This is a genomic window from Undibacterium sp. Di27W, assembly GCF_049340345.1.
GTDB lineage: Bacteria > Pseudomonadota > Gammaproteobacteria > Burkholderiales > Burkholderiaceae_D > Undibacterium.
In genome coordinates this window covers 252,987-265,974 of the sequence record NZ_JBMPOS010000001.1, presented here as the reverse complement: position 1 = coordinate 265,974, position 12,988 = coordinate 252,987, and the positions used below count along the sequence as shown (strand labels likewise).

Annotated in this window: 10 protein-coding genes; 8 read left to right on the top strand and 2 right to left on the bottom strand. The window is 51.7% G+C overall.

Annotated elements, in window-relative coordinates; genetic code table 11:
• Positions 1-185 precede the first annotated feature (185 nt).
• The 5 genes from prpR to ACO0LF_RS01065 all read left to right on the top strand — a co-directional run bounded on the left by prpR (position 186) and on the right by ACO0LF_RS01065 (position 4,783).
• Entirely contained in the window at positions 186-1,826 is a 1,641-nt protein-coding gene (prpR, locus tag ACO0LF_RS01085; RefSeq protein ID WP_423011133.1) for a propionate catabolism operon regulatory protein PrpR, read from the top strand.
• Between the two features lie 116 nt (positions 1,827-1,942).
• Entirely contained in the window at positions 1,943-2,308 is a 366-nt protein-coding gene (locus ACO0LF_RS01080; protein WP_423011131.1) for a response regulator transcription factor, read from the top strand.
• Positions 2,305-2,916 (top strand): chemotaxis protein CheC, encoded by a 612-nt coding sequence (locus ACO0LF_RS01075; RefSeq protein WP_110254122.1) that lies wholly within the window; start codon positions 2,305-2,307, stop codon positions 2,914-2,916. The genes ACO0LF_RS01080 and ACO0LF_RS01075 overlap by 4 nt, the downstream gene beginning before the upstream one ends.
• Positions 2,917-2,927: 11 nt before the next feature.
• On the top strand, positions 2,928-3,944 hold the full coding sequence (locus ACO0LF_RS01070) for a diguanylate cyclase (RefSeq protein ID WP_423011128.1): 1,017 nt from the start codon (positions 2,928-2,930) through the stop codon (positions 3,942-3,944).
• 104 nt (positions 3,945-4,048) lie between these two features.
• Positions 4,049-4,783 (top strand): AAA family ATPase, encoded by a 735-nt coding sequence (locus ACO0LF_RS01065; protein ID WP_423012409.1) that lies wholly within the window; start codon positions 4,049-4,051, stop codon positions 4,781-4,783.
• 7 nt (positions 4,784-4,790) lie between these two features.
• Here the strand turns inward: ACO0LF_RS01065 and ACO0LF_RS01060 are convergent, their stop codons facing one another.
• Together ACO0LF_RS01060 and ACO0LF_RS01055 are read right to left on the bottom strand one after the other, a co-directional pair.
• Positions 4,791-6,182, bottom strand: a complete 1,392-nt coding sequence (locus ACO0LF_RS01060; RefSeq protein ID WP_423011126.1) for a YfcC family protein — start codon at positions 6,180-6,182, stop codon at positions 4,791-4,793.
• A 13-nt stretch (positions 6,183-6,195) separates the two neighbouring features.
• Positions 6,196-7,314 carry a succinylglutamate desuccinylase/aspartoacylase family protein gene (locus ACO0LF_RS01055; RefSeq protein ID WP_423011124.1) on the bottom strand — a complete coding sequence of 373 codons (1,119 nt, stop codon included), beginning with the start codon at positions 7,312-7,314 and terminating at the stop codon, positions 6,196-6,198.
• Positions 7,315-7,596: 282 nt separating this feature from the next.
• Between ACO0LF_RS01055 and ACO0LF_RS01050 the strand changes: the two genes are divergently transcribed.
• The 3 genes from ACO0LF_RS01050 to ACO0LF_RS01040 all read left to right on the top strand — a co-directional run bounded on the left by ACO0LF_RS01050 (position 7,597) and on the right by ACO0LF_RS01040 (position 12,889).
• Positions 7,597-8,550: a MurR/RpiR family transcriptional regulator gene (locus ACO0LF_RS01050; protein ID WP_423011122.1), complete on the top strand. Its 954-nt coding sequence runs from the start codon at positions 7,597-7,599 to the stop codon at positions 8,548-8,550.
• A gap of 252 nt (positions 8,551-8,802) precedes the next feature.
• The gene (locus ACO0LF_RS01045; protein WP_423011120.1) at positions 8,803-11,511 is read left to right on the top strand and encodes a TonB-dependent receptor; all 2,709 of its coding nucleotides are present in this window, start codon (positions 8,803-8,805) and stop codon (positions 11,509-11,511) included.
• A 127-nt stretch (positions 11,512-11,638) separates the two neighbouring features.
• Positions 11,639-12,889, top strand: coding sequence for a cyanophycinase (locus ACO0LF_RS01040; RefSeq protein WP_423011118.1), 1,251 nt, complete (start codon positions 11,639-11,641; stop codon positions 12,887-12,889).
• Positions 12,890-12,988 lie beyond the last annotated feature (99 nt).

Sequence of the window (12,988 nt, the reverse complement as noted above, 5' to 3'; positions counted from 1 at the left end):
CAGATTCTGGGATGCGTATTGCAATCGGCGTGCCAGCAGCCCTGGCCAGACTGCTGTTTCAGACCTATATGCATATAAATCAAATACTTATTCGCCATGCACGCATATTAAATCCTGTGCAAGGCCGCAGATTTGTTTCATAATAATGTTTCACATTGAAATTTGAAACGTCAATTGAAACACATATGAAACACCCACCTGCGCTGCGCGATACCCACGACAAACCCGTCATATGGACAGTGTCCATCTCACGCCTGTTCGATATGTTCCGCGACATCATGGTCGAATATGATGTCAGTGCTGACATAGAACCCATACACATGGGTTTTGAAGAAGCCGCCCAATATCTGAAAGAACGCCTGCAAACCGAGAGGTGCGATGCGGTCATCGCAGCGGGCTCGAACGGGGCCTACCTCAAGAATCGCCTCCCAGTCCCGGTCGTTATCGCCAAGGCCAGCGGCTTTGATGTCATGCAGGCCCTGGCCAGGGCGCGCAAGGTGTCGCCCGCCATTGGTCTCATCAATTATCAGGAAACCATGCCAGAGTTGGCCGATTTCAAAAGCACTTTCGGTTTCCAGCTGGAGCAGCGCACCTACGTCACAGAAGAAGATGCGCGCGCCCAGATCAGTGAACTCAAGGCGGGCGGCATCAAGGTCATCGTCGGCGCGGGCCTGATTACCGACCTGGCGGAGGAGGCTGGCCTGACCGGCATTTTCATGTATTCCGCCACCTCGATACGCCAGGCTTTTGATGATGCGCTGGAAATCGCCCGTCTGACACGACTGGAATCGGCCCGCGGACGGCATCACCCTGCGGCTGAATCTCTGCGCGCCAAACATGGCCTGAACGATTTGCGCGGTGACTCTGCTGCCATGCAGGCGACCCGCAAGTCCATTGCCCTGTTCGCCCGCTCCCCTGCAACGGTATTGTTACAAGGTGAAACAGGCACAGGCAAGGAATTGGCGGCCCAGGCTTTACACAGGGAGAGTACGCGGGCGCGCCAGCCCTTTGTTGCCGTGAACTGTGGTGCAATTGCTGAAAGCTTGCTCGAATCTGAATTGTTTGGCTATGAAGAAGGCGCTTTTACAGGCTCAAAGCGTGGCGGCCATGCAGGTTTGTTTGAAATCGCTCACAGAGGCACGGTATTCCTTGATGAAATAGGCGAAATGCCCCTCCCCCTGCAAACCCGGCTTTTGCGGGTATTGGAAGAACGCGAGATCAACCGGGTCGGCAGCATGCGCCCCATACCTGTTGATGTGCGTATCATCAGTGCTACCCACTGCGACCTGGAAGCCAGGGTAAAAGAAGGAAAGTTTCGCGCTGACCTGTATTTCCGCCTGGCGGTATTGCGTTTGCACTTACCAGCGTTACGGGAGCGTGTCGACGATTTATTGCCGCTCGCAGTGTGGTCTCTGAAGCATGCTTTAGCTGCCATGGGCGTAAGGCCGCATGCCAACCTGCATGCAGAAATCGCCAGTTGCAGCATGCTCTTACAAGCTTATGCCTGGCCAGGTAATGTAAGAGAACTACGCAATCTCATGGAACGCCTGGCCCTGTTTTTGGCGGCCGAGCCGCTACAGGCATTGACGCCAGGCTTCGTCGCCAGAACCTTGCCAGAATTAAATACCACGCTGCATTTCACACAAAGCTCACAAAATATTACGCAAAATACTGCCCATTACCTGCCTGCCATCTCCGATACACCGCCTCCGCCAGAGTCACTGGAAATGGTCATGGAAAAATTCAAGCACAATCGCGAAGCGGCCGCTGACTACCTTGGCATCAGCAGAACCACCCTATGGCGACGTCTCAAGCAAAAATCGTAATCATTTGAAACATTAATTGATCATCTGGAGGGCGAATTTTGTGTCGCACTAAGGTAAAATGAATTTACGCTACCACTCACAATTCTTGGGTGCATTAGTCTTGCATAAAATATATTATGAAAAAAATACTTATTGTCGACGATAGCAAAGTTTCCCGTATGGTGATACGTGCGCATGTGAAGGCCGCACATCCTGACTGGGAATTTTTTGAAGCTGCCAGTGGCGAAGAAGCCATCAAGTCCGTCGTAGAGCACCAGCCCGACTTTTGCACCATGGACATCAACATGCCTGGCATGCTGGGGACTGACGCAGCAGAGCAGATTTTGCAAACCAATCCGCACATACGTATCGCCATTTTTTCGGCGAATGTACAGGACACCATGCAAAACCGGGCTACGTCCATAGGCACCATCTTTGTCGCCAAGCCGGTGACTGAGAAATCCATCACTATCGTCCTCAATTATTTCGCGAGCGGAAAATGAATTCCCTGACCGAACTTCATCTCGATGCATTAAGCGAGGTCTTCAATGTCGGCGCTGGCAGAGCTGCTGCCAGCCTCAGTGATATTGTGGGTGAAGAAGTTCGCTTGTCGGTGCCTTCTGTCGAAATCCGCAAATCCTCAGAAATTGATGTCTCTTCCATGGGCTTGCAAAGTGAGCGATTTGGCGCAGTGCACCAGACTTTCAGCGGCTCCTTTGAGGCTGAGGCAATACTGCTGTTCACCGAAGAGCACGCACTGGAAATCGTACGCGACATGATGGGTTCGCAAATCAGCCTGGAAGACCTGGCTGAGTTTGAACAGGAAGCCATGTGCGAACTGGGCAATATCATCCTCAATGCCTGTTTGTCAGCGATGGCGGACATGCTGAACATCCCTCTGAACTGCTCCTTGCCGGATTATTCGGTGGCAACGACAGAAGAAATTTTCCGTCGTGTCAGCGATGACCTGGACCAACCTTATGTCTTGCTACTGCATATAGATCTGGCGATAGAGAGAAGGCATTCAGAAGGACATTTGATTTTCTTGCTTAGCTCTACATCTTTAAAAGATTTGATCATCCAGCTTGAGCGCTTTTTGGGAGCAGTTTAATGGCGCAGTTGATGTCCCCTTCCCCATTCGCGATGGAGCAAATATTCAATTCCATCAGTCTGGGCCTGATCGTGCTTGATGCGCAGCAAACTGTGCGCATGTGGAATGGCTGGGTGGAAAGGCATACTAGCATCCCGGCCAACCAGGCCATAGGCAAGCATATATCTGAAGCTTTTGAAGAATTGCCCAGTCGCGCCATCCTGAATGCCATCACCAATACGCTCAATTATGGCTTGCCTGTCGTCTTGTCCAACGCCCTGCATCGCTCACCTTTGCCGTTGTTCCAGCGCAGTGAGCATGAGCCTGAAAGCGAAAAAGTCCGCATAGATCAATCCATCACCATCACACCTATCACTGCAGAATATGGTGAACGCCACTGCCTGATACAAATCAGTGATTCGACGACTTCAATCAAACGCGAAAAGATTTTGCGCACGCATTCTGAAGCCCTGAAGCGCGAAGCCACGACTGACAGCCTGACTGGCATTTATAATCGTCGCTTCTTTGATGAGCATTACAAAATGGCGATGGGCCATGCTGTGCGACATAAGGTCCCCTTGTCGGTCTTCATGGTCGATATAGACTACTTCAAGGAATACAATGACAGCTATGGCCATGTGGCAGGCGATAAAGCCTTGATACAGGTCGCTGCTGCCCTGCGCAAGCAATTAATGAGAGCCACTGATGTATTGGCCCGTTTCGGGGGGGAAGAATTTATCCTCATGCTGCCTAATATGGCACCCGATTCTGCCATGCAGTTTGCAGAAAAACTGCGCATGGCGGTCTGGGATTTGAACATACCGCATATCAATTCCCGTATCAGTCAGCGCATCAGCGTCAGCATAGGTTTTAGCAATTTCTATAAACATCCTGATGTCGATGCCAATTCCCTGCTCAAGTGCGCGGATGCTGCCCTGTATGAAGCCAAGAAGGCAGGCCGCAATCAAAGCCAGTATTTGACCTTACAACACTTTAATGTGCAGAGCACAGCACCTGTGGGCACCCTGCATAAGTCCGTCAGCAATTAGCACAGATGGCATCGCCCTGGCCCGGCTTACGGGCATCCGTGAAACTGCTGAATTCCGTGGTAGGCTGTGGCATATTAAGCCACATATTTAATGCCCCCTCAGCTATGAGCCTGACCGCCAAACCCTACTTGCAACGCATCAGCATGCGCGATGATGCCATTATTGATTTCGACAGCTACCCCTATCACATCCCGGCAGTCAGGGAACTCGATATGCTGGAATTTCATGCCGACGTCACTTTTTTCGTCGGTGAAAACGGTGCTGGCAAATCGACAGTGCTGGAAGCCATTGCCATGGCGCTAGGTTATGGGCAGGAGGGTGGGACGAAGAATGTCGCTTTCCGCACCACGGAATCAGTCTCTTCATTACACCAGAATTTGCGCTTATCCAAAAGCTTCAAGAAACCCCGTGATGGCTATTTTTTGCGTGCTGAGAGTTTTTTCAATGTTGCCACTTATATGGATGAAGTTGGCTATGTCGATGGCTACGGCGGCTCACTGCACACGCGCTCGCATGGTGAATCTTTCATGGCCCTCTTACTCAACAAGCTGCAAGGTAATGGTCTCTACCTGATGGATGAGCCCGAAGCTGCCCTGTCACCAAACCGCCAACTGGCCGCCCTGAGCGCCATACATCAGTTGGTGCAGGATGGCTCACAATTTATTATCGCCACCCATTCGCCAATACTGCTGTCATACCCGCATGCAAAAATCTACCAGTTTGATGGCAGCGGCATCACGGAAACACGTTATGAAGACACGGAACACTTTGCAGTGACCCGTGACTTCCTCAATAATTATCCCAAGCGGCTGGAACAATTATTGGCAGACGAAGAGTAAGTGCGTCCTACCAACTGATCACACAAGACAAAGCCAGCAAACCCAGGGCCAGGACAAAGTACAGTAACTGCAGCGGTATCATCCATTTCGCCCAGGTCGCCCAGGGTATGCGCGCCAGCGCCAGCACGCCAACGGTAATCCCTGAGGTTGGTATCATCGGCGTCGTAAATTCACCAAACTGAAATGCCAGTATGGCAGTCTGCCTGGTCACCCCAACCAGATCAGCCAGAGGTGCCATGATAGGCATGGTCAATGCCGCCTGCCCACTGCCAGAATGAATAAAGAAGTTGATGACAGACTGGATCACAAACATCTTGTGAGCCGCAAAGATGGGATGTGAGGACTGCACGAAAGGCATGAGGAAGTTCAACATGGTGTCAATGATATTCGCGTCACGCGCCAGTATCATAGTGCCACGTGCCAGGGCTATCACCAGCGCGGTGGTTACCAGGTCTTTAGCGCCTTGCATAAAGGCTTCGACAAAACTGTCAGCATTGAGCTTGCCAACCATGCCCACCAGAATGGCCATGACCAGGAACAGGGCAGCAATCTCTTCTATATACCAGCTGTATTTAACGACTCCCACGACCATGGTAATGAGAGTCAGCAGAAACATGCATAGCACCGCCTTGTGAGTAGCAGTCATGCCGGTAAAACTGGTGAATTCATCGATCTTGAGATTTTTGCGTTTTTCTTCATCAATCTCAAAGGTAGGGCTGAGCAAGGGATTTTTCTTGATGCGTGCTGCATACCAGCTCAGGAAAGCAATGGTCACCACGGTCGCCAGCAACCACGCAACAAGCCGGAATCCTATACCAGAAAATAACGGTACTCCAGCAATCCCCTGGGCAATACCGACATTGAAAGGATTCAAGAATGCCGCAGCAAAACCAACTTGTGAACCGATAAAGGGAATCGATACTCCCACCACAGAGTCATAGCCAAGTGCCAGCGCCAGCGGGATAAAGATCATGACGAAAGGTATGGCTTCTTCTGCCATGCCAAAGGTCGCCCCGCCCAGAGAGAACAGAGTCACGAACAAGGGGATGATACCGGCCCTGACCAGGCTGGAATGCGTATGCGCCCTGGCCACGGATTTGATCATGGCATCAATCGCCTCGGTCTTTTGCAAGACTGCAAAAGCACCGCCGACGATGAGTACAAAACCGATGATCAATGCGGCTTCAACAAAACCCTTGATCGGTGCCATCATCAGGGCCACGGCACCTTGCGGATTACTGGTCACGTAATGAAAGCTGGTCGGGTCTATCAGTGTCTTGCCATTCACCACATGGGTATCGTATTTACCGCCAGGTACCAGCCAGGTAGCCAGTGCAATCAATGCCAGCAAGGAAAACAGCAGGACAAAGGTATTCGGCAATCTGAGTTTTTTCAGCATGATCTGCTCCCGGTCACAAGGACAGTAAATTACCTGTACGATAGGCAACGGGACCAGCTATCTTGGCGATGCGCATGCCGTGCGTGGCGTAGCGTCTGGCGACACGGGCGAATAAAATGCCGGATACTGTCGCCAATACTGGCGTCACCTGCGCACTGACCGGGTCAACAATGTCGGCCACCCTCTCACCTGCCTGTATGTGATCGCCAGTTTCTCTGGTAAATACCAGGATGCCTGCATGTGGGGCACGCAAGGGTTCTACACCTTCCAGCGGAGTAGGCTGGCACAAGGCTTGGGGTAAAGCCGGGGCTTTGCCACGCAGGTAGCCCGCCTGCCTGAGGAAATTGATGATAGCCAGGGCATCTGTCTGGGCCAGTTCATGACTGACCTCGGTTTCGCCACGCAATTCCACCGTGATGGACAGACAGGCATTTGGAACAGGCGCGGCCTTACCGAAGTGCTGCGCCAACTCCCACCAGTGACGTGAACAGGATTCGTCAAAAGGATCATCACCCGACAATACCGACACCAGCACTGCCTGCGCGCCAAGATAAGCAGCCAGTGGCATGCAGTCTTGCGCCAGTGGTGTGCCAGTATATAAATGCATGACAGCCTGGTTATCACAATGCAGGTCCAGCACGATATCGGCATCTACCGCCAGGGTTTGCAGGATTTTCTTTTGTTGCTCTGTTGCAGTTTCTGGCTGCCAGGCTTGCAGTACTGCCAGCGCCTGCTGGCGTATCAGTTTTACATTTTCTTTTTCATCAGCACCCAGCTTGCCTTCCAGTAAAGGCAAAAGATGCGGTGTCAGGTGGCGATAGCCACGGTTGAAATTGACACCAGTCGCCAGATCAAAGCGGCCAAAAGCCGTACCCTGTATGTCCTGCGCCAGCCCTATGGGGTTAGCGACGGGCACCAATACAATTTCAGCTGCAATCGCAGAAATTCTTTCATACTGCTCCAACATTTCACGCAAATAATGATTTACCAGCATGCCGGGTATTTCATCTGCGTGCAAAGACGACTGTATATACACCTTGTGTCCATGATCAGGAGTGCCGTAATGAAAACTCCGCAATTCACGGACCGTTCCGCTACTGATATCTGGCAAGGCATGGCTTTGTATTTGCATAAAAACTCTTTTCTTTTGTTGGTAATGGTAAGGCCCAAAAACTGGTCCATGCAGTATTTATCCCATAGTGCAGACTTTACTCTCGCCGTCACATCGTTTTTTACAATGGCAGTTTTTGCAAGCAGAAAAATACAACACTGCCTGAACCCGTCCTCACTGCGGCCAATGAACGATTTTTTACATATTCTACATTTATGAAAATAAAACGACAAATAGTATTGAAAATATTTTTAAACAGGGCTACAGTTCATTCATCGAAAAAAGTTCTCTTGAATGCTGCACATGAAAAAATTAAATACCCCTGTTGAATCTGCCTCCCCGGAAATGGTCTTTGCCAAATCGACATTGGGTGAATCCCTGATGCTGGTCTTGCAGGAAGGATCAGCATCCTATAAGCGCATAGCCAATTTCCTCTTGCGTAACCAGGTCAAGGTGACGGCACTGGGTATAGAAGACATGGCAGAGCAATGTGATGTGTCAACCGCCACCATCAGCCGCTTTGCGCGTGACATGGGTTTTAATAATTACGCAGGCTTGCGCAACCAGATTGCAGAAGTAGTACAGGCAGTGTTCCAGCCGGTAGAAAAACTGCGCAATACCATAGAAGCCAAAAAGAATGCACCCTCACCTGCCCATACCAGCATGCAGTTTGCCGCAGCCAATATCGATGCAGCTAACCAGGGCATGTCCGAGCCAGATCTGAACGAAGTAGTCAGCCACATCGCCAAAGCTAAAACTGTGTATGTCATGGGCTTTGGCCTCAGTGCCCACCTGGCTGGCATGCTCGCCCTGCATTTACAACCCTTCTGTTCCCATGTGGTGGAGGTGGTGGGTTACGGCGGCACTGAAGTGGCGGCTGGTCATCTGGCAAATATTACCGATAAAGATGTGCTCATCGTTATCTCTTTCCCACGTTATGCGCTGGATGTCATCAAGCTCACGCAGTTTGTACGTGACCACGGTGCCTGCATCGTCACCATCACAGACTCACCCGCCTCACCTATCGCACAACTGGGTAATTACCTGCTGCTGGCACCCAGCACCCACGGTGTCTTGCCCAGCAGTGCCAGTGCCGCGATTGCGGTTATCGAAGCCCTGGTCAGCAGCATGATGGTATCGAATAAAAAGAACGTGGAAAAAGCCATGCGCCTGACCGAAGCCATATCAGCCTATCTGCATAGCGCTGACAACAACGTCAAATACACACAGCCGGATAGCAATAAACCCAAGAAGTAAATAAACAAAATTAGCGAAGCACAGTCACTCCCCGGAGTGCCTGAGGGGGATGCTTTTTTAAAATTTCTGTAAGAACCTGTTCAAGATCTGTCGCGAGCGAGCGTCAGCGGGGTAAGGGTAGCAAAAACGCAGCGCAAAAAGCGGAATGTACTTAAGTACATGAGCATTTTGAGCAGCGCATGAGCTCCGATCACGCTCGCGCAGCAAGATCGTGATCAGGTTCTAAAACCTGAGGAGAAGAAGGCAATGGCAATGAAAAAACAAGCATGTCAGCCCATACCCAAGAAATTGGCTGTCGCAACCTGGTCTGCATTGAGTGTCATGGCGATGCTGGGCATGGGTACACAAAGCGCATGGGCACAAGCAGATAATGACCCAAACAAACCGCAACGTGTAGAAATTACCGGTTCATCAATCAAACGCATCGATGCAGAAACTGCCCTGCCGGTGCAAATTATCAGCCGCGAATCGATAGAAAAATCTGGCGTCACTACCGCAGCAGAATTGCTGAGCAAAGTATCGGCCAGCACAGCGGGCCTGACGGACGGTGCCAGCTTCAGCGATAACGGTGGTACGCAACGTGGCTTCAACGGCGCCAACCTGCGTGGCATAGGTGTGTCGTCCACCCTGATCTTGCTGAATGGCCGCCGCCTGGCCAACTTCGCCTCACCCGGCACATCATCTGGCGTGGATTTGAATTCCATTCCATCTGCTGCCATACAACGTGTGGAAGTATTGAAAGACGGTGCATCCGCTATCTACGGCGCAGATGCGATTGGTGGTGTCATCAACTTCATTACCCGTCCTGATTATCAGGGTGCAGAGATATCTGCATACGTAGGCAATACCCAGCACGGTGGCGCGGATAAAAAAATCATCAGCCTGTCTGGTGGCATAGGCAGTCTGAGCCAGGACAGGTACAACCTCATGGGTGTGGCCAACTTCCAGAATACCGGCAGCTTACGCTCTACCCAGCGTTCATGGATAGGCTCAGCCTACCAGCCTGACATCAATCTCGATGTCGGCAGCTCCAACACTTTCCCTGCCAATGTACGCCGGACCACGGCCAGTGGTGGTGCCACCGGTTCTCGCCTGAATCCCAGCGCACCAACTTGCAACCCACCTGCCACGGTGTTTGCAGCAGACAGCTTTGTCGGTAGCAAAGCCTGTCTGTATGACTATATGCATGATACTGAAATCTTCCCTGAATCCCAGCGTGCATCCCTGCTGGGGCGCGCCCAGTTCGCTATCGATGCCGACAACACCCTGTTTGCAGAGGTGCTACACAGCGATACCAAAACCACTTACCGCATCAGCCCGCTGACGGTCAGCAACCTGAATTATCCGGTCACCGGAATTTATTATCCGAATGACTTGATCACCACCAACAAAACCCCTTTGCGCGTCGGCCTGCGCCTCAGTGCTGCTGGCCCGCGTACCAATGAAGTGAATGCAATTGCACAGCGCCTGGTGGTCGGTGCCAAAGGCACGATTGCAGGCTGGGATTATGATACGGCACTGAATCACAGCGTTAGCAAGGTTGATGACAAGTATGTCGATGGCTATGTCAGGACATCGGCTTTTGACAGTGCCTTTTTGACTGGCAAGATCAATCCTTTCGGGCCATCAGGAACTGAGGGAACAAATCTCTTGAATGCAGCAAAAATCAGCGATGCAGCCCGTCAGTCCAGGGCCACTACAGACTATTTTGACATCAAGGCTTCTCGCGAATTGTTTGCCATGGCAGGTGGTAATGCCGGTCTGGCGATAGGTGCAGAATACCGTCGTGAAAAACTGGAATTCACCCCCTCTGCCCTGCTGGCTGCTGGCGAGATACGCGGTGATGGTGCTGCAATAGCTTACGGCGGCAGCCGCACCGTCAAAGCCCTGTTTGCCGAATTGAATTTGCCGGTACTCAGCAATCTCGAAGCCCAGGCTGCCGTGCGCCATGACAGCTATAACGATGTGGGCAGCACCACCAATCCAAAATTTGGCTTGCGCTGGACCCCTACGAAAGAAGTCGTGATACGTGGCTCTTACAGTGCCGGTTTCCGCGCCCCTAGTCTGGCAGACATCAATGAACCGGCTCGCACAGGCCAGACCAGCGGTATCTATAATGACCCGCTCGGCTGTATCAAGACCGGCAATATCGACAATACCAAGAACCCTGACTATTGCGGCATACAGCCAGACCTGATTAAGGGTGGCACAGCGAATCTCAAGCCTGAGACATCGAAGCAGTTTTCTGCCGGTATCGTGGTTGAACCCAGCCGCAGTCTGACTGCCTCCCTCGATTACTGGCGCATAGAAAAGTCTGACACTTTGCTGGCCAACGAAGGTGCTTACTTTAGCGACCCCAAGTCCAATCCTGGCTACGCTATGCGTGGCGCGGCGGATCCCAGCCTGCCAGGCATACCCGGCCCTATCTTGTCCGTCGATGGCCGGGTGAAAAATATAGGTTCGCTGAAAACCTCGGGCGTGGATGTTAACGTCAACTGGAAGCTGCCAGAAAACAGCCTGGGCAAATTCAATGTCAGCCTGAACGGCACTTATGTCATTGATTACAAGACCCGTAACACGGCTGCCAGCCCGGAAGTGAATGGCGTAGGTATCTATACCGATACCCAGGTAGTGCAACGCTGGAGACATACCCTGACATTTGACTTTGACCGTGGCCCATGGGGTGCGACACTGCAGCAGATTTACTATCAGGGCTATCATGACCAAAATGCGCTGGCCGATGGCAGCACCCGTGATGTGCCTGCCTATGTCTTGTGGGATTTGAGTGGCAGCTATAAGTTCAGCAAGGCATTCAGCCTGCGCGCGGGGATCAAGAACCTGCTCGACACCAATCCGCCGCGTTCCAACCAGGTATATAGCTTCCTGGCTGGTTATGACCCCAGCTATACCGATCCACGCGGCCGCTTCTTCTATATATCCGCAAACTACGCCTTCAAATAAACAAGATCAATCGCATTTCCACGGCAGCGCGTTCGGGGGCAACACTTGGTGTTGTCCCTTTTTTTAAATTCATACGCATAGCGGTGAATTGAATCACTTACAATAGCAAAAAATCAGGATGAAAATAATGACAATTTCTCTGAAAAATACTAAGCGACTGCTGCGTGGTTTGCTCAGTTGTCTGGCAATTTTAATCTGGCAATTACCCATGAATGCTCATGCAGAAGATATGTCCGCGCCACAATCGAAAGGCTCACTCGTCATCATCGGTGGTGCATTAAGGGCAGATAATGCCGTGGTCTGGCAGCGCATCGTGCAACAGGCGGGGGGCAAAGGTGCCAAGATTGCGGTCATTCCGGCGGCCGCAGGCAATCCGGAAAAATCCGGGGGATTTGCGGTGGAATCCCTGAACCAGAATGGTGCCCAGGCTTTTTTGATCCCCTTGTCGGTCAAGCATCCACAATTCAAACCAGAAGATATCGTCAACGACGCTGCCTGGCTGGATAAGCTCAAAGATGCCAGTGGCGTGTTTTTCACTGGCGGCGACCAGGGTCGCATCGTGCAGGCGCTGGTCAAGCCTGATGGCGGCAAGACAGCGATGCTGGAAGCAATCTGGGCGCTATACCAGCGCGGCGGTGTCATCGCCGGTAGCAGTGCTGGTGCTGCCATCATGAGTACCACCATGTTTTATGATGCCAAGCCTGTGCTGCCCACGCTCAAGCTTGGTGTCACTGATGGCAAGGAAATTGCGGCTGGCCTGGGCTTCATCGGCCCTGATGTGTTCATAGACCAGCACCTGATCATCCGTGGCCGCTTTGCCCGCATGCTGCCAGTCATGCTGAAAAAGAATTACAAACTGGGCCTGGGTGTTGATGAAAATACCGCCATGGTAGTCAGCAATCAGACAGAAGTTGAAGTCATAGGCTATAAAGGCGCGATCCTGTTTGACCTGAGCCAGGCGACGACCGATGGCAGCCAAAAGAATTTTAATATCAGCAATGCCCGCATCAGCTATCTGGACCGAGGTGACCGTTTTAATTTGCGCACCAGGACGCTGACACCCTCGCCTGAGAAGCTACAGAATAAACTCAATCTTTCCCAAGCTGACCATGCTGGCCAGCGTTTTTACCCTGACATCCTGGCCAATACGGTAGTCACTGACCTGATGTTCCATTTAATTGATGGCAAGCAGGAACGCGCCATAGGCCTGGCATTTGGCATGGATGCACAGCCTGAACTGGGTTTTGAATTCAGCTTCAGCAAGCTAGCAGAAAGCCAGGGCTACTTTTCCAATGCCTCCGGTGCGGAAAGCTATACCGTGCACAATCTGCGACTGGATATACGACCGGTAAGCATGAACCTGCCTTTGTATAAATAAGGCCAGCCTGCCACCAAGTCCCTTCAAGTTCCATCGAGCCCCATCAAGCAGGATGGCTACCACAACATCCTGCATTGCAAATCCCATCAACACAACATC

What these genes read in the sequence shown, in the direction of transcription:
- prpR (WP_423011133.1), top strand. Translation starts at nt 186, where the DNA reads ATGAAACACCCACCTGCGCTGCGCGATACCCACGACAAACCCGTCATA.
- ACO0LF_RS01080 (WP_423011131.1), top strand. Translation starts at nt 1,943, where the DNA reads ATGAAAAAAATACTTATTGTCGACGATAGCAAAGTTTCCCGTATGGTG.
- ACO0LF_RS01075 (WP_110254122.1), top strand. Translation starts at nt 2,305, where the DNA reads ATGAATTCCCTGACCGAACTTCATCTCGATGCATTAAGCGAGGTCTTC.
- ACO0LF_RS01070 (WP_423011128.1), top strand. Translation starts at nt 2,928, where the DNA reads ATGTCCCCTTCCCCATTCGCGATGGAGCAAATATTCAATTCCATCAGT.
- ACO0LF_RS01065 (WP_423012409.1), top strand. Translation starts at nt 4,049, where the DNA reads ATGAGCCTGACCGCCAAACCCTACTTGCAACGCATCAGCATGCGCGAT.
- ACO0LF_RS01060 (WP_423011126.1), bottom strand. Translation starts at nt 6,182, where the DNA reads ATGCTGAAAAAACTCAGATTGCCGAATACCTTTGTCCTGCTGTTTTCC.
- ACO0LF_RS01055 (WP_423011124.1), bottom strand. Translation starts at nt 7,314, where the DNA reads ATGCAAATACAAAGCCATGCCTTGCCAGATATCAGTAGCGGAACGGTC.
- ACO0LF_RS01050 (WP_423011122.1), top strand. Translation starts at nt 7,597, where the DNA reads ATGAAAAAATTAAATACCCCTGTTGAATCTGCCTCCCCGGAAATGGTC.
- ACO0LF_RS01045 (WP_423011120.1), top strand. Translation starts at nt 8,803, where the DNA reads ATGAAAAAACAAGCATGTCAGCCCATACCCAAGAAATTGGCTGTCGCA.
- ACO0LF_RS01040 (WP_423011118.1), top strand. Translation starts at nt 11,639, where the DNA reads ATGACAATTTCTCTGAAAAATACTAAGCGACTGCTGCGTGGTTTGCTC.